Raw genomic sequence first — 14,876 nt, 5'->3', positions numbered from 1 at the left:
CAGCCAGATGAGCCTGGCTGGATGAAGGGCGGGACGGGTGGGCGGGCCCGCAGGCGCCACAAGGCTTAGAATGACCGGCTGCACTCACCACGTTCGACCTCTGGAGCACCCATGACTGTTGCGCAGTTCTACCCGATCGGCACCCCCGGACAGCCCTGGGGCGATCCGGAACGCGCGCAGTGGCGGGCCCGCCAGCAACGCCAGCGCAGCTACCATGACGATGTGGTGGCGGCGCTGGAACGCCTGGACGAGCGTTTCGACGTGATCCAGTACGGGCAGCTCGATTACGCGCCGGACCACTATCCCCTGTTCGCCGTGGTCAACCACGACTGGAACCCGGCACTGCCGACGGCGCTGGTTACCGGCGGCGTGCATGGATATGAGACCAGCGGCGTACACGGTGCCCTGCAGTTCCTGGAGCAGCAGGCCGAGCGCTACCTGGGGCGTCTGAACCTGATCGTGGCCCCCTGCGTGAGTCCGTGGGGCTATGAGCGCATCCAGCGCTGGAACCCCGCTGCCCTGGACCCGAACCGCAGCTTCCGCGACGGCGGCCTGATCGAGGAAGCCGCCTCGCTGATGCGCTGGGTGGCCGGGCGCAAGGCCGACATCCGGGTGCACCTGGACCTGCACGAAACCACCGACAGCGACCTGCACGAGTTCGACCCGGCCCGTTGCGCCCGTGATGGCAAGCCCTTCGAGCGGGACACCATTCCCGATGGCTTCTACGTGATCGGCAACAGCGAAGACCCGCAACCGGCATTCCAGCGGGCGCTGATCGCTGCCGTGGCGCCGATCACCCATATCGCCCCGGCCGATGCCGAAGGCAACCTGGTCGGCCTGCCGTTGCAGTCACCGGGCGTGGTATGGGGTGAATCGCGCTCGATCGGGGCCTGCGCCGGATTCACCGATGCGCGTTTTGCCACCACCACGGAGGTCTACCCGGACAGTCCGCGTACCCACCCGCAGGAGTGCAACGACGCGCAGGTCGCGGCGGTCTGTGCGGGCCTGGATTTCGCCCTGGCGCACTGATCCGGATCGGGACCGCGACCGACCGGGATGACGCTGCTACGCGGCCATTACTCGGCGAAACTGGCGGTGTCCTTGCCTTGCCGCTTGGCGTGGTAGAGGGCTCGGTCGGCCAGTGCCAGCCAGTCCTCGACACTGCCGTGTCGCGGGCTCGCAGCGACTCCCATGCTGACACTGAAATCGCTCGCCGGTCCTGTCCGGCGTGCGTTCTCGTGCAGGCGTTGCCGGATGCGTGCCGCCATCTGCATGGCGTCTGACGCGGCGCAGTCGCGCAGCAGCACGACGAACTCATCCCCCCCGAGCCGTGCAGCTGTATCGGCCGGGCTGGCGAATTCGCGCAGTGTCGTGGCGATATGCCGCAGGACCTGATCGCCGGCGCGATGCCCCTGCGAGTCGTTGATGCGCTTGAAGTCATCCACATCCAGCATCAACAGGCACGCCATGCCACCGTGGCGCTGGGATTTGTCCAGCGCCTGCTGGGCACGGTGGATCAGGAAGCCCCGGTTGGCCAGCTCCACCAGCGGATCCATCCGGCTCAGCCGCCGCAGCTGCCGGTTCTGTGATTTGACCCGGCGCGCGAGTTGCCAGCTCAGGATGCTGAGGCCGATGCCGTACACGAACAGGAACGGCATGCTCAGCATGATGCTGCGTTGCGAGGTGGTCGGCTGGTAGGGGAAGCCCAGCGCGAACCAGACGAGTCCAAAACCCAGCACCAGCGCCAGCGTCGCCCGCAGCGCCAGCCGCACTCCCCCTGCTGCGATCTTGTCGGCCACCAGCAGGGCGGTGAACAGTGCGCTGGGCACGATGCTGAGGGCGATGAACGCGATCCACGCGCCGCCAAGGAAGGAATCGAGCACCATGCAGCGGAACTGGGTGGCGGCCGGCTCGGGGGAAGGCCGGGTGAGGACCAGAGCGATCGTCGGCCATGCCAGCGCGTTGAGCAGCAGCAGCGTCCATGGCCACACGCCATCCTGGCGTTCGAGCAGGATGGAGGCCAGGGGGAGGGCCGCCAGGCTGCTGCCGACGAACCGCATCCAACCGATGCGCCGCGCCGCGCCGATACCCTCGACGGCCACCTCGGTCGAATCAGTGAAGTAGGGCATTGCCGATCCCCCCAAGATCGCACGACCAACGGCGCTCCACGGTGGAGCGCGCTCCAGCAGTCTGGCATTGCGACGTCAACGGCCCGTGCATGCTGCGGTCGCCGACGTCAGCGCCGGATGGCAACACGGGGCCGCGGGCGCCGGTTTGCTTCGGTCCGGAATCATCGAGGGCAGCGCGGCAGGCGTCTAAACCTTCTGCACCCCTGCCGCATCCAAGGCAGGCGGCAATCTGCCGTTGCCCTCCACTGGAAGCCATCAATGCGCCAGTCCATACGTTCGTGGTACGTCGCCCTGGTTGCGGGGCTGCTTGTTCTTCCGCAGTCCCGCGCCGCGGCCGGGACGATCACCCTTCCTTTCGAGCAGGACAAGGATCACCGGATCTATGTGGAAGGGCGGATCAACCAGTCAGGACCGCTGCGCTTTCTTGTCGACACCGGCGCTGACGGACTGGCAGTCACGGTTGCCACCCGCAAGGCGGCGTCGATGCAGGTCGATGACCGCTCCGAGAACACCGGCTCCGACGGCGTGAGTTTCGTGGACTACAGTACCCACAACACGGTCGTCGTGGGAGACATGCGCCGGACGATGGGGGCGGCCGTGATCGACTACGGCAAGCGTCCGTTCGACGCCGTGCTTGGCTGGACATTCTTCGCGGGGCGCATCATCGAGATCGACTACGACCGCAAGCTGCTGCGCGTGCACGACCGGTTGCCGGATCTGCACGGATACACCCGCGCGAACGTCCGCTGGATCGACAATACGCCCGCCATCGAAGTGCTTCTGCGTGAGGGTGGCTCGACACTTGCGGCCTGGCTGTTCGTGGACACCGGCAGCAACGGCGCCATCGATCTGGGCCATGCGTACAGCTCGCGCCACCGACTGCAGGAGGTGTTCACCCGCACGATCGGTACCTCACAGTTCAGCGGCTCGGCGGGCAGGAAGATCCGGGCCGTCGATGCACGGATCGCATCGGTCGATGTGGGCGGGCTGCGACTGGAACAGCCCAAGGTGTCGTTCACCATCGATGAGGATGGATCCAATGCCGACGGCGCGCTGGGCAGTGAAGCACTGCGCAACTTCAACATCCTGCTGGATACCAGAAACGGGCAGGTCCATCTGCGGCCAAACGCGAACGCACGCGCCCTGCCGAACTAGCCCTTCAGCGCCCACCGCTGGACGCAGCAGCGGCAGGCAGCGCAGGAAGGGCTGACCCATCGCGCGTCTGCGCCCGATGGGTCAGCCAGGGCTGCGTTCACCGACGCAGCGCGTCGACGATCACGCCGGTGGCGATTTCAACAAGCAGATACTCGGTGTCGCTCTGGCGGACCCAGCGCTGGCCGCGGCCGGGATCACGCAGCCTGTAGCGTGCGTAGTCATCTACCCAGTAGCGACGATCCACTTCCGCCCACGGCAGATGATCGCCGCGCCGCCATGCCTTCTTCTGCCATCCCGGCGGCGGTGCGTCGCGGTTGTGCGGTCCGCCTGCGTGCGGCGGGGGACCGTTCCCGCGGGCGTGGTGCGGCGGATCCGCCCAGGCCGGTGCGACGGCGAGCAGTGCCACCATCAGAGCAGGTACGACGTGTCGGGTCCTCATGGCATCCTCCTGTCAGTGACCGGTCCTGCCGGCCTGGTGAGGTGGACCATAGGCCAACGCCCGTGAACGGAATCATGCTGTCTGTTTCCCTGCTGAGGGGGCGGCGCCTGTTGGCGGCAGTGTCGAATCGAGGATGTCCAGCAGGGCACGCAGACGGTCCATGTGGCGCAGATCCTGGTGATAGCCCACCCAGATGCCCCGCGAAGGGGGCGTCCCGTGTGATTCGATGCGCTGCAGTCCGGCCACCGCGTCACCCAACGCACGGGGCAGCACGGCGATGCCGGTACCGTGCAGGCACATCTGCGCCTGGACACTGCGACTGGTACTGGTGAATGCGCGCGGCGAACGCGGAAACCGCTGCAGCAACCATTCCACGTCGGGGAAGTGCGACTGCGCGGTGTTCATCAGGATGAGCCCGACCGAATCGGGGTCGTCCTGCAGCCGGGCGATGGTCGAGACCGAACCATACAGGCCGTAGGGCAGGGTCATCACGAGGCGCTGGACGATGTCCGGCTCACTGAACGGCACGATGCGGAACGCGACGTCGGCATCGCGGCGCGACAGGTCCAGCAGTCGATAGCTGGCGATCAGTTCCGGAACCACCGCCGGATGCCGGCGTACCAGTTCGGCGAGCACGGGCGTCAGCACGTGGCAGGCAAACCAGTCCGCGCTCGAAATGCGCAGAATGCCTTCCAGCCGGCCCGGGCTGCCTTCCAGGCGGCGCTCCATGGCCAGGGCGGAGTTCTCCATGGCTTCGGCCAGGGCCAGCACCGCATCACCGGCATCGGTCGTGACCAGCCCGTCCCGCGTCCGCCGCAGCAGGGGCTGCCGGGCGTGCTGTTCAAGGGCCTTCAACCGGCGGCCCACCGTGGGATGGCTGACACCAAGGCGGCGCGCCGCCTCACCCAGAGACCCGCTCCGCACGATCGCCAGGAAGACACGGACATCACCCCATTCCATGATCGTGCTCGTTCAAAAATGTACGACAAATGTGCATCAGTGTCAGTCCACATACAAGTTTGAAAGGTCCAGCATGGGCCCCGGTCGCACTGACCGCCTCCCCCTGGAACTGGATCCGCTTGATATGAACACGCTGAAAGACAAGGTCGCGCTGGTCACCGGCGCTTCGAAGGGCATTGGCGCTGCGGTTGCCCGCCGCCTGGCGGCCGACGGCGCCAGCGTCGTCGTCAACTACGCCTCGAGCCGGGAGGGCGCCGAACAGGTCGTTGCCGATATCGAAGCCGCCGGTGGTCGGGCGCTGGCGGTGCGCGCCGACGTGCGTGACGCACGCGAGGTCGATGCACTGGTGGCGACGGCCCTGGATGCGTTCGGCAGGCTGGATGTGGTGGTGAACAACTCGGGCGTGTACCGGTTCGCGAAGATCGAGGACACCACCGAGGCGCTCTATCGCCACCAGTTCGACATCAATGTGCTGGGCCCGCTGCTGGTCACTGCCGCCACCGTTCCCCATCTGCGGCCCGGTGCAAGCATCATCAACATCAGTTCATTCGTGACCCGCATCCTGCCGGTGGACAGCGCCATCTACACCGGTTCGAAGGGCGCGATGGACGCCATCACCGGCGTGTTGTCCAGGGAGCTGGGTCCGCGCGGTATCCGTGTCAATGCGGTCAATCCCGGCCTGATCGAGACCGAGGGCACACATGCTGCGGGTGTCGTCGATTCCGGGTTCCAGGCCTGGAATCTGGCGCAGACACCACTGGGCCGGACAGGCCAGGTACTGGACGTGGCGCCGATCGTTGCGTTTCTCGCCTCCGATGATGCGCGATGGATGAGCGGCGACACCCTGCTTGCCTCAGGCGGCATGCGCTGAGTGGGGGACGACATGAATCTACCGGCTGACGCTGCGGGCCCCGTGTCGCCCGATCCGCGCCGTTGGATGGCATTGGCTGTACTGCTGACAGGCACGCTGCTGCCGCCGCTCGACTTCTTCATCGTCAATGTCGCGTTGCCGGCCATCCGTGTCGATCTGCACGCGCCCCCGGATGTCTCGCAGCTGGTCATCTCGGTCTACGCCACGGCCTACGCGGTGACCCTGATCCTGGGAGGCCGGCTGGGCGACATCTACGGCAGGAAACGGGTGTTCATCGCAGGCATGCTGGGGTTTGGCCTGGCATCGGCGCTGTGCGGCCTGGCGCCTGCGGCTGAAGTGCTGGTGGCCGGACGGCTGCTGCAGGGGATGTCGGCCGCGCTGATGGCCCCGCAGTCATTGGCATCGATCCATGCCCTGTTCCCGGACAGCGAGAAGCGCCGTGCGCTTGGCCTGTATGGCGCCACCTTCGGCCTCGCATCGGTGGGCGGGCAGCTGCTGGGAGGGGTGCTTGTGACAGCCGATCTGTGGGGGACAGGGTGGAGGAGCGTGTTCCTCATCAATCTTCCCATCGTCGCAGCCGCGGTGCCGGCTGCATTCGTGCTGCTGCGTGAGTCGCACGCCCGCCAGGGAGCACGGCTGGACGCTGTCGGAGCGGTGGCGCTGGCGGCGTCGTTGCTGGCGCTGGTGGTACCGATCATCGAGGGCCGCCAGCGCCAGTGGCCGTGGTGGTGCGTAGGACTGCTGCTGGCAAGCGGCCCCCTGCTGCTGTTGTTCTGGAGGCATGAGCAGCGATGCGTGGGGCGTGGGCAGATGCCGCTGGTATTGCCATCGCTGCTGCAGATACGCGGGTTGAGGCGCAGTCTGTCAGCGACATTCTTCTTCTACGCGCTGGCTGCGTTCTTTCTCGTCTTCGCGGTGTATCAGCAGTCCGCGCTGGGGCGCAGCAGCGCGTCGGCGGGGTTGGCGATCCTGCCGTTGGGGCTGGGTTTCCTTCTCGGGCCGCTGTGTGGTTCGGCGTTCCGGCGGCTGGCCGCACAGGGTGCATCGCATGGGATGCTGATGGAGGTTGCGGGCCTGCTGGCGGTCGCAACGCTCGCGCTGCTGGACATGCCGTCGTGGCTGCCGCTTCCGCTGTTTCTGATCGGCGCAGGACAGGGCATTGCGCTTCCGGCGCTGGTGAAGCAGAGCGTGGACCATGTGGATGCCCGCCACGCCGGGCTGGCCGCAGGCATCGTGAGTGCGACACTGCAGATCAGTGCGGCGCTGTCGGTGGCATTGGTGGGCGGTGTGTTCTTCGCCGTCGCGCCTGACACGGCAACGCCCGCGGAGGTGCGTACCGCGTTCGTGGTGGCCTCGCTGGTGATCGCGGCATCCTTGGCGATTGCCGCCGGATTCGCTTGGCGACGCGGTTGAGACGGGGTCTTCACGCGACGTCCACGTCTTCCACCTGCAGCTGAAAGCCAATCGGAGAGTGTGCCGAAACGCCGCTATATTCCAGACACCCCAGACGAAGGAGGGAGTGGAATGATTCTTACCAAGCAGCACCTGATGATGGCACGTACGCTCGGTGTGGCGATTGTCGCCACCGTAGGCCTTGGGGCCTGCGCCACCTACAAGGACGATTTCGCAACGATCAACTCGCGGCTCGACCAGCTTGATGTGAAGGTGCAGGGTGCGGCGCAGAGCGCCGAGTCGGCCAATCAGTCGGCGCAGCAGGCCAACCAGCGTCTGGATCAGATCGAAGGCCGCGTCCAGCAGCTTGAACGGGCACCTCGCCGCACCCCGCGCGGCTGACCGCCTGTAGCCTGAACATCGGAGTCAGGGGCCCAGTGGCCGCAGCGGCCACTGGTGTCCTCCCGTAACACAGCTTTCGAGGAATGCTCCCATCCATACCCACTCCTCCCTTGCGCGCCATGCCCATCGCGCTGCTCTGGCAGTGGCGTTGGCGTTCCTGGTGGTCGGTGTCGTCAATGCGGAAGATGCCGTCGCGCCGCCGTCGGCCGCCGTTGATGAACTGCCACCCGGCCAGGATGTCTCCGAAACCGTGATCGAACTGGCGGGCTGGGTCGTGGCTTCCAAGGACAGCCAAGGCTATCCGTTCGCGGTCATGGACAAGGCTGCCGCGCAGATCCTGGTGTTCGGTGGAGACGGCCGGCTGCGCGGCGCGGCCCCTGCATTGTTCGGTTCAGCGACCGGCGACCACACCGCGCCCGGCGTTGCGGGTCTCGCCCTGCGTGCCATTCCGGGACGGGACCGCACCACGCCTGCAGGTCGCTTCGTGGGCGGCTACGGCCCTTCGATCGATGCAGGGCGGGTGCTGTGGGTGGACTACGAGTCCGCAGTCTCCATCCATCCGACCGCGACCGGCGTTCCGGCAGAGAGGCGTGTCGAGCGCCTGGCATCGCCGTCGCCGGACGACAACCGCGTCACCCACGGCTGCATCAACGTCTCGCCGGAGTTCTACGAACGCATCATCCGTTCCACCTTCGAGCGGGGCGGGGTGTTCTACATCCTGCCGGACGTGGACCCGATCGAGCAGACCTTCCCCGAGTTCGCACAGAGCCGCGCGGCTGCGCAGCACAACGGCGGCAAGCGCGCACGATCTGCCCGCAGGTAGACGCTCCGCCGCCGGCCCGGTGGGCGGCGCGGTCAGCCTGGCACGCATCCATCCGGACACTGGCTGCGGCTCTTCCTGTTGCCCGGCAGCGTGCACCCGCTGCCGGAAATCGTTCATGATGGGCCCAGTCACACTCCCGTGGCAGCGCAGGCCGCATGCTGTGATGCACCGACATCACGCGGCAACAGGCAGGACGGTGGAGCAAGAAGGTGGACCAGCCATGAGCCAACTCACCGACGGTTTCGGACGCAGCTTTCCGTACCTGCGCCTGTCGTTGACCGAAGCCTGCAACTTCCGTTGTGGCTATTGCCTGCCGGAGGGGTACCAGGCCGATGGCCGCCCGCGTTTCCTGCAGGTCGAGGAGATCAGCCGCTTGGTCCGCGCCTTCGCGGCGCTGGGCATGAGCAAGATCCGCCTGACCGGTGGCGAGCCCAGCCTGCGCAAGGATCTTGATGACATCATCGCGGCCGTGGCGGCGGTGCCGGGTATCGGCAAAGTGGCCATCACCACCAACGGCACGCAGTTGCCGCGTCGCCTGCCGGGTTGGCACCGCGCCGGCCTGACGGCGCTGAACGTCAGCATGGACAGTCTGCGGCGCGAACGTTTTGCCGCGATCACCGGGCATGACCGCCTGCCGGAGATCGAGCAGGGCCTGGCCCTGGCGCAGGCGCTGGGGCTGCCGTCGATCAAGCTCAACGCGGTGCTGCTGCGCGGCCTCAACGACGATGAGCTGCCGCAGTGGATGGCGTACCTGCGCGACCGTCCCTTCAGCGTGCGCTTCATCGAACTGATGCGCACCGGCGACAACGAAGCCTATTTCCAGCAGCATCACCTGCGTGCCGACGGGGTGATCGAGCAGTTGCTGGCTGCCGGCTGGCGCGAGCGTGCACGGGCGGCCGATGCCGGCCCGGCGCGCGAGTTCGGCCATCCGGACCATCGTGGCAGCATCGGCATCATCGCGCCGTACTCGCGCGATTTCTGCAAGGGCTGCAACCGCTTGCGGGTAACAGCCAGGGGAGACCTGCGGCTGTGCCTGTTCGGCGACTTCGGCGTGCCGCTGCGCGCGCTGCTGCAGCACGATGACGACCATGACGCGCTGCTGGCGCGCATCACCACCCAGCTTGGCCTGAAAGCGGCCGGGCATGGCCTGCACCAGGGCCGGACCGGGCTGACCCCGCACCTGGCTTCCATCGGAGGATGAGCAGCACGATGAGTGGGGAACTGAACGCGGCATTCCATATGGCCGATGTCCGCAACAAGCGCATCAGTCGCCGGCGGGCGGTGGCGGTGGGCGAGCTGCATGCCGGTCCGCTGGCGTACCCGTTGATCGTCGAGCGTCGCCTGCCGAAGGGCGACGCGCTGGTCATGGCCGAGATCGCCGGCCTGCAGGGGGCGAAGATGGCGTCGATGCTGATGCCACTGTGCCATCCGCTGCCGCTGGAGCTGGTGCAGGTGTTCTGCGCGCCGGTGCCGGAACGGCACGCCATCCGGGTCTGGTGCGAGTGTGCCAGCGAGGCGCGTACCGGTGTGGAGATGGAAGCGCTGGCCGGCGTCAACGCGGCGTTGCTGACCCTGTACGACCTGAGCAAGCCGGTGGAACCGGCGCTGCGCATCGAAGGTATCCGCCTGCTGTTCAAGGAAGGTGGCAAGCGCGGCCTGTGGCTGCATCCTGATGGCATGGATGATGCCGAACGCGAGCGCTTCAGACCGCGTGCGCCGAAGGGCCTGCAAGGCGCGGCCTGCGCGGTGATCACCCTGAGCGACCGTGCCAGCGCAGGCACTTATGAGGATGTTTCTGGCCCGACCCTGGTGGCCGGCCTGAACAAGCTGGGCGGCGAGGTGGTGGCTGCCGACGTGCTGCCCGATGGCATCGAGCCGTTGGCGGATCGCCTGCAGGCATTGGCCGCCGACGGCGTGCGCCTGTGCCTGTGCACCGGCGGTACCGGCCTGGGCCCGCGCGACCTCACCCCGGAGGCGCTGCGTTCGTTGAACGCGCGGCCGGTGCATGGCCTGGCGCAGATGGTCCGGGCGCTGAGCGCGCAGCACACGCCGATGGCCTGGCTGAGCCGCGCCGAGGTGGTGCAACTGGGCAGCATGCTGGTGTTCGCGCTGCCCGGCAGCCCGAAGGCGGCAGCGCAGTGCCTGGACATCCTGGCGCCGGTGCTGGGCCACGCCCTGGCGATGGTCGACGGTGGTGACCACGCGTGATTCTCTACAGTGAAGCACTGCAGCACCTGCTGGAGGCGGCCACGCCGCTTCCCGCCGAGCGTCTGCCCCTGCAGGAGGCCGCAGGCCGCACCCTGGCCAGTGACATCCACAGCGCGCAGGCATTGCCGCCGTTCGACAATTCGGCAATGGACGGTTTTGCGCTGCGCGCCAACGGGGTGGCGTTCGAGTCGGGTACCGAATTCACGGTGCAGGGCTGGCAGGCGGCGGGTGATGGCGATGCCGAAGGCGGCGAGGGCGCCTGGGAGATCATGACCGGCGCGCGCATGCCGGGCGGCCTGGACACGGTGGTACCGATCGAGAACGTGCAGATCCTCGCCAGCGAAGCGGGCCGTCCGACCCGGATCGCGCTGAAGAGCGTGGTCAGGCCGGGCCAGAACGTACGCCTGCGGGGCGAGGACGTAGCCGAAGGCGAATGCGTGCTGCGGGCGGGACAGAGGGTGGATATCAACGCACGGACCCTGCTGCACGCCCTTGGCGTTGGCGAGGTGGTGGTGATGTCGCGACCGGCGGTGGCGGTGATTGCCACCGGCAAGGAGCTGGTGAGCGAGGCGACGCAGGCGCTGGAGTCCGGGCAGATCCGTGACAGCAACCGCCCCTACCTGGTCGGGCGGCTGCACGCGGCCGGAGCTGAGGTGGTGTGGCAGGGCACCGTCGGTGATGATGTGGCCGCGTTCGATGCAGCGCTGGACCAGGCACTGGCGGCCGGTGCGCGGGTACTGGTCAGTACCGGTGCGGTCTCTGCGGGCCGTTACGACTTCGTACCCGACGCACTGCGCGCGCGCGGGGCGCGCATCGTGTTCCACAAAGTGGCGATCCGTCCGGGAAAGCCGCTGCTGTTTGCGGTACTGCCCGACGGTGCGCTGTATTTCGGCCTGCCGGGCAACCCGGTGTCGGCGGCAGTGGGGCAGCGGTTCTTTGTCGAGCCTGTACTGCGCCGGCTGCTGGGGTTGGCGCAGGAACCGGTGCTGCGGCTTCCCCTGCAGGCGATGGTGCGCAAGCCGCCCGGTCTGCGCGTCCACGCCCGTGCGCGGGTGGAGCTGGACGAGCAGGGCCAGCTGAGCGCGCGGGTGCTGTCCGGACAGGAATCGTTCCGTCTGATGTCCATGGTGCAGGCCAACGCCTGGGTGGTGCTGGAGGACGAGGGCGATCTGGTTCCGGCCGGCAGCGCGGTGCGCGTACAGGGCTGGGGCCACGCCGACCCGGTGCAGCTGACGGGCAGGGAGTGGGAATGAAACAGGTGACGTTGCAGTTGTTCGGTGCGTTCTCCGATCTGGATGAGCGTCGGGAGATCACGCTGGAGGTGTCGGGTGCGACCGTGGCCGACCTGCGCCAGGCGCTGCGCGAGCTGCTGCCGGTGCGTTGGCCCGGTTTCCGTGCTGGCCTGCTGGACTATTCGGCCTTCGCCGACCAGCAGCGCGTGCTGCGCGATCACGATGTGCTGCCGGAGGATGGCCGCGTGGCCATCCTGCCGCCGGTGAGCGGGGGCTGAGCGATGGACGCGAAGCCGATTGCGAAGGTGGTGAACCGGGCGCACGGGGCGATCGACCCGGCAGAAGGGATCGCCGCGGTGTCCGACCCGGGTTTCGGCGGTATCGACGTGTTCATCGGCAAGGTACGTGACGTGAACGTCGGTCGGGTGGTCACGGGCATCACTTACGACCTGTTCGAGCCGCTGGTGCTGAACGAAATCCAGCGCCTGGCGGCCGAGGTGGAGGCGGCGTTCGGACCGCGCCTGAAGCTGTATGTGGCGCATGCCAAGGGGCGGCTGGGCATCGGCGATGTGGCCGTGGTGGTGGCCGCCGGCAGCCCGCACCGGGACGAAGCATTCCGCGCGTGCCGGCAGCTGATCGAGGCAGTGAAGCACCAGTGCCCGATCTGGAAGCAGGAACACTACGAGGATGGCGACAGCGCCTGGAGCGAGGGCTGCAGCCTGTGCCATGCGGACAGCACGCCCGCACATGGCCATGACCACGAGCACGGCCATTGACGGCATCGTGCTGGCTGGAGGCCTGTCCAGCCGCATGGGCCGCGACAAGGCGCTGCTGCCCTGGCGCGGGCGCACCCTGCTTGAGCACATGCGTGACGTGTTGATCGAGGCCGGTGCGCAGCGGGTGTGGGTGAGCGGTGACTATCCGGCCTTCGATGGCATTCCCGACCAGGTCGCGCGCTGCGGCCCGCTGGGCGGGCTTTACAGCGTGTCTCTGGCCATGCCCGATACCGTTGCGTGGGTGGTGCCGGTGGACATGCCCAGCTTGACCGGCGCCCTGCTGCATCGGCTGCACGGGGTGCCTTCCGCCTGCAGCGTGTTCTCCGGCGAGCCATTGCCGATGTGTCTGCAGATCGATGATCATTGCCGGCGGGCCCTGCGGACCTTGATCGAAGATCCACAGGCGCGGCGTTCGCTGCGCGCCTTGCAGGAGCGGCTGGCGGCGACGGCGTTGCCGCTGCCTGAAAATGAGCGTGCCTTGCTGTTCAACTGCAATACCGGGGCCGACTGGGAGTCCATCGCAACATGAAAGTCCAGCTGCAGCGGCAATCCATGCGCCTGCGTGTCGATGAAGAGGAACTGGCAGCACTGCTGGCCGGTGACTCGCTGGAGAACCTGACCCGGTTTGGTGGCACGGGTGGGTGGGGAACCGCGTTGTCGCTGCATGGGGGCGACCAGGCGGTGCTGCTGGACGGTGGCACGGTCTGCCGGCTGGTGCTGCCGCGCGATGCAGTGCAGGGGCTGGCAGCACGACTGCCGTCGCGTGAGGGTCTGGAATTTTCCATCGCGCTGGATGATGACAGTTCGTTGCAGCTTCAGTTCGACGTGGATGTGCGCGACAGCATGCGCCAGCGCGGCCATCAGCGGCGGGGGCAGCATCCGCCGCCGTGAGACCGGCCGTGGCACGCCTGCCGTATGATGAAGGCCTTCATCCAGGCATTCCGTGATGTTCTCCACTCCGTCCCCACAGGTTCGCCAGGGCGCGGCGACGCCGAACCCCGCCGCTGCCGATGACGGCGACGCGCTGCACTTCTGCAGTACCTGTGCATTCTCCGATGCCTGCATGTCGCAGGGGTATGACAAGGCCGCGCTGGGCGAACTGCATGTGCTGGTCGACCATGTCGGCCCGTTCCACGCGGGCGACTACATCTTCCGCGCCGGCGAGCCGTTCGATTCGATCGCGGCGGTGCGTGCCGGCATGGTCAAGACGTTTGTCGATGACAGCCAGGGCAACGAGCAGGTGCTCGGTTTCAGTCTGCCCGGTGAGGTGATCGGCCTGAACGCGATCCACGAGGCACGCTTTCCCTGCAATGCCGTGGCGCTGGATACCGTGTACCTGTGCCGGATCTCATTCCCCAGGCTGAGCCTGCTGGCCACCCGCATGCCGGGCCTGCAGGCGCGGCTGTTCAGCCTGCTCAGTGCGGAGATCGGCAAGGTCGCCCTGCTGGCGGCCAACCATCGCACCGAAGAGCGGATGGCCGCGTTCCTGCTGGACTTGTCCGAGCGCTACGCACGCCGCGGGTTCTCCGCCACCCGGTTCAACCTGACGATGGCACGCACCGAGATCGCCAATTACCTGCGGATGGCACCGGAAACCGCCAGCCGCGTGCTGCGCCGGCTGAGCGATGATGGGATCATCGCGGTCAGGCAGCGGGAGATCCTGTTGTTGCAGCCCGAGCGCCTGGCATTGCTGGCATCGGCCGATGAATCCGATCCGAACTGAATCTGGCGGGGAGCCGAAGATGATGCGAGCGGGACTGATGTTGCTGGGGGTGCTGGCGTCGCTGCCGGCGTACGCAGCCGGGCTGACGGTATCGGCGGCGTCGAGCCTGACCGAGAGCTTCCGTGAACTCGGTGCCGCCTATGAGAAGGCCCACCCCGGCGCCCGGGTCGATTTCAACTTCGCCGCCTCCGGCGTGCTGCTGCAGCAGATCAGCCGGGGCGCACCGGTCGATGTGTTTGCTTCGGCCGACGAAGTCACCATGGATCAGGCACAGCAGCAGGGCCTGCTGGCTGCCGGTACCCGCGAGGTGTTCGCGGTGAACGCGCTGTGGGTGGTGGTGCCGCCGCAGACCAGGGGCGGGCCACGTAGCCTGAAGGATCTCGCGGGTGCCGACGTACGGCGCCTCGCGCTGGGCAACCCGGACAGCGTGCCGGTCGGCCGCTATGCCAAGGGTGCGCTGGAAGCGGCGGGCCTGTGGCCGTCGGTGCAGAGCAGGATCGTCACCACGCAGAACGTGCGCCAGTCGTTGGATTACGTGGCGCGGGGCGAAGTGGACGCCGGTTTCGTCTACGCCACCGACGCACAGGCCATGGCCGGCCGCGTGCGTCGTGCCTTCGCAGTGCCGGTGTCCGGACGCATCGCCTATCCGCTGGCGGTGACCCGGGCCAGCACGCAGCCAGCCGAAGCCAGGCGCTTCGCCACCTTCGTGCGGTCGGCACAAGGGCAGGCGATCCTGGCCAGGCACGGGTTCGGCAAGCCCTGACGG

General features: G+C 67.5%; 18 protein-coding genes. 15 read left to right on the top strand and 3 right to left on the bottom strand.

Annotated features, from left to right (window positions below):
• The first annotated feature begins 111 nt into the window (after window positions 1-111).
• Complete coding sequence (locus tag ACX9OW_RS06165; RefSeq protein ID WP_065176143.1) at window positions 112-1,029, top strand: M14 family metallopeptidase; 918 nt, start codon at window positions 112-114, stop codon at window positions 1,027-1,029.
• Between the two features lie 47 nt (window positions 1,030-1,076).
• Here the strand turns inward: ACX9OW_RS06165 and ACX9OW_RS06160 are convergent, their stop codons facing one another.
• Window positions 1,077-2,129 carry a sensor domain-containing diguanylate cyclase gene (locus ACX9OW_RS06160; protein ID WP_459062070.1) on the bottom strand — a complete coding sequence of 351 codons (1,053 nt, stop codon included), beginning with the start codon at window positions 2,127-2,129 and terminating at the stop codon, window positions 1,077-1,079.
• A 258-nt stretch (window positions 2,130-2,387) separates the two neighbouring features.
• On the opposite strand from ACX9OW_RS06160, the gene ACX9OW_RS06155 reads away from it, so the two are divergent.
• Window positions 2,388-3,284, top strand: coding sequence for a retropepsin-like aspartic protease (locus ACX9OW_RS06155; protein WP_277380743.1), 897 nt, complete (start codon window positions 2,388-2,390; stop codon window positions 3,282-3,284).
• Between the two features lie 97 nt (window positions 3,285-3,381).
• Here ACX9OW_RS06155 and ACX9OW_RS06150 read toward each other — a convergent pair whose 3' ends face one another.
• Together ACX9OW_RS06150 and ACX9OW_RS06145 are read right to left on the bottom strand one after the other, a co-directional pair.
• Window positions 3,382-3,723, bottom strand: a complete 342-nt coding sequence (locus tag ACX9OW_RS06150; RefSeq protein ID WP_053519774.1) for an RcnB family protein — start codon at window positions 3,721-3,723, stop codon at window positions 3,382-3,384.
• A gap of 72 nt (window positions 3,724-3,795) precedes the next feature.
• Window positions 3,796-4,683 (bottom strand): LysR family transcriptional regulator, encoded by an 888-nt coding sequence (locus tag ACX9OW_RS06145; protein ID WP_277380742.1) that lies wholly within the window; start codon window positions 4,681-4,683, stop codon window positions 3,796-3,798.
• Window positions 4,684-4,807: 124 nt separating this feature from the next.
• Between ACX9OW_RS06145 and ACX9OW_RS06140 the strand changes: the two genes are divergently transcribed.
• The 13 genes from ACX9OW_RS06140 (at window position 4,808) to modA (ending at window position 14,873) form a co-directional block, all read left to right on the top strand.
• Window positions 4,808-5,554, top strand: a complete 747-nt coding sequence (locus ACX9OW_RS06140; RefSeq protein WP_262100559.1) for a glucose 1-dehydrogenase — start codon at window positions 4,808-4,810, stop codon at window positions 5,552-5,554.
• A gap of 66 nt (window positions 5,555-5,620) precedes the next feature.
• On the top strand, window positions 5,621-6,967 hold the full coding sequence (locus ACX9OW_RS06135) for an MFS transporter (RefSeq protein WP_277380741.1): 1,347 nt from the start codon (window positions 5,621-5,623) through the stop codon (window positions 6,965-6,967).
• A 111-nt stretch (window positions 6,968-7,078) separates the two neighbouring features.
• A complete protein-coding gene (locus ACX9OW_RS06130) occupies window positions 7,079-7,348 on the top strand; it encodes a hypothetical protein (RefSeq protein ID WP_053519770.1) in 270 nt (89 codons plus the stop codon).
• 142 nt (window positions 7,349-7,490) lie between these two features.
• On the top strand, window positions 7,491-8,171 hold the full coding sequence (locus ACX9OW_RS06125) for a L,D-transpeptidase (RefSeq protein WP_065183014.1): 681 nt from the start codon (window positions 7,491-7,493) through the stop codon (window positions 8,169-8,171).
• A gap of 220 nt (window positions 8,172-8,391) precedes the next feature.
• Window positions 8,392-9,372 carry a GTP 3',8-cyclase MoaA gene (moaA, locus tag ACX9OW_RS06120; protein WP_277380740.1) on the top strand — a complete coding sequence of 327 codons (981 nt, stop codon included), beginning with the start codon at window positions 8,392-8,394 and terminating at the stop codon, window positions 9,370-9,372.
• A gap of 8 nt (window positions 9,373-9,380) precedes the next feature.
• Complete coding sequence (gene moaCB / locus ACX9OW_RS06115; RefSeq protein WP_277380739.1) at window positions 9,381-10,379, top strand: bifunctional molybdenum cofactor biosynthesis protein MoaC/MoaB; 999 nt, start codon at window positions 9,381-9,383, stop codon at window positions 10,377-10,379.
• Window positions 10,376-11,632 carry a molybdopterin molybdotransferase MoeA gene (locus tag ACX9OW_RS06110; protein ID WP_128988281.1) on the top strand — a complete coding sequence of 419 codons (1,257 nt, stop codon included), beginning with the start codon at window positions 10,376-10,378 and terminating at the stop codon, window positions 11,630-11,632. The genes moaCB and ACX9OW_RS06110 overlap by 4 nt, the downstream gene beginning before the upstream one ends.
• Window positions 11,629-11,889 (top strand): MoaD/ThiS family protein, encoded by a 261-nt coding sequence (locus tag ACX9OW_RS06105; protein WP_164152877.1) that lies wholly within the window; start codon window positions 11,629-11,631, stop codon window positions 11,887-11,889. Before ACX9OW_RS06110 ends, ACX9OW_RS06105 begins: the two co-directional genes overlap by 4 nt.
• A gap of 3 nt (window positions 11,890-11,892) precedes the next feature.
• Window positions 11,893-12,387: a molybdenum cofactor biosynthesis protein MoaE gene (locus tag ACX9OW_RS06100; RefSeq protein ID WP_445394394.1), complete on the top strand. Its 495-nt coding sequence runs from the start codon at window positions 11,893-11,895 to the stop codon at window positions 12,385-12,387.
• A complete protein-coding gene (mobA, locus tag ACX9OW_RS06095; protein WP_429000928.1) occupies window positions 12,359-12,916 on the top strand; it encodes a molybdenum cofactor guanylyltransferase in 558 nt (185 codons plus the stop codon). The genes ACX9OW_RS06100 and mobA overlap by 29 nt, the downstream gene beginning before the upstream one ends.
• Window positions 12,913-13,278, top strand: a complete 366-nt coding sequence (locus tag ACX9OW_RS06090) for a hypothetical protein (protein WP_197571124.1) — start codon at window positions 12,913-12,915, stop codon at window positions 13,276-13,278. Before mobA ends, ACX9OW_RS06090 begins: the two co-directional genes overlap by 4 nt.
• 55 nt (window positions 13,279-13,333) lie before the next feature.
• Window positions 13,334-14,110 (top strand): helix-turn-helix domain-containing protein, encoded by a 777-nt coding sequence (locus tag ACX9OW_RS06085; protein ID WP_197571123.1) that lies wholly within the window; start codon window positions 13,334-13,336, stop codon window positions 14,108-14,110.
• A 19-nt stretch (window positions 14,111-14,129) separates the two neighbouring features.
• Window positions 14,130-14,873, top strand: a complete 744-nt coding sequence (gene modA / locus ACX9OW_RS06080) for a molybdate ABC transporter substrate-binding protein (protein WP_459062069.1) — start codon at window positions 14,130-14,132, stop codon at window positions 14,871-14,873.
• Window positions 14,874-14,876: the final 3 nt, after the last annotated feature.

The organism is Stenotrophomonas genospecies 5, from assembly GCF_054473825.1.
The sequence above is the reverse complement of the archived record's forward strand: the minus strand, read 5'-3'. Positions and strand labels throughout refer to the sequence as shown.

Bases quoted from the DNA above. Each gene is read 5' to 3' on its own strand.
- mobA (WP_429000928.1), top strand. From the start codon at position 12,359: ATGGCCATGACCACGAGCACGGCCATTGACGGCATCGTGCTGGCTGGA.
- ACX9OW_RS06150 (WP_053519774.1), bottom strand. From the start codon at position 3,723: ATGAGGACCCGACACGTCGTACCTGCTCTGATGGTGGCACTGCTCGCC.
- modA (WP_459062069.1), top strand. From the start codon at position 14,130: ATGATGCGAGCGGGACTGATGTTGCTGGGGGTGCTGGCGTCGCTGCCG.
- ACX9OW_RS06090 (WP_197571124.1), top strand. From the start codon at position 12,913: ATGAAAGTCCAGCTGCAGCGGCAATCCATGCGCCTGCGTGTCGATGAA.
- ACX9OW_RS06145 (WP_277380742.1), bottom strand. From the start codon at position 4,683: ATGGAATGGGGTGATGTCCGTGTCTTCCTGGCGATCGTGCGGAGCGGG.
- ACX9OW_RS06140 (WP_262100559.1), top strand. From the start codon at position 4,808: ATGAACACGCTGAAAGACAAGGTCGCGCTGGTCACCGGCGCTTCGAAG.
- moaA (WP_277380740.1), top strand. From the start codon at position 8,392: ATGAGCCAACTCACCGACGGTTTCGGACGCAGCTTTCCGTACCTGCGC.
- moaCB (WP_277380739.1), top strand. From the start codon at position 9,381: ATGAGTGGGGAACTGAACGCGGCATTCCATATGGCCGATGTCCGCAAC.
- ACX9OW_RS06135 (WP_277380741.1), top strand. From the start codon at position 5,621: ATGGCATTGGCTGTACTGCTGACAGGCACGCTGCTGCCGCCGCTCGAC.
- ACX9OW_RS06105 (WP_164152877.1), top strand. From the start codon at position 11,629: ATGAAACAGGTGACGTTGCAGTTGTTCGGTGCGTTCTCCGATCTGGAT.
- ACX9OW_RS06130 (WP_053519770.1), top strand. From the start codon at position 7,079: ATGATTCTTACCAAGCAGCACCTGATGATGGCACGTACGCTCGGTGTG.
- ACX9OW_RS06155 (WP_277380743.1), top strand. From the start codon at position 2,388: ATGCGCCAGTCCATACGTTCGTGGTACGTCGCCCTGGTTGCGGGGCTG.
- ACX9OW_RS06160 (WP_459062070.1), bottom strand. From the start codon at position 2,129: ATGCCCTACTTCACTGATTCGACCGAGGTGGCCGTCGAGGGTATCGGC.
- ACX9OW_RS06100 (WP_445394394.1), top strand. From the start codon at position 11,893: ATGGACGCGAAGCCGATTGCGAAGGTGGTGAACCGGGCGCACGGGGCG.
- ACX9OW_RS06165 (WP_065176143.1), top strand. From the start codon at position 112: ATGACTGTTGCGCAGTTCTACCCGATCGGCACCCCCGGACAGCCCTGG.
- ACX9OW_RS06085 (WP_197571123.1), top strand. From the start codon at position 13,334: ATGTTCTCCACTCCGTCCCCACAGGTTCGCCAGGGCGCGGCGACGCCG.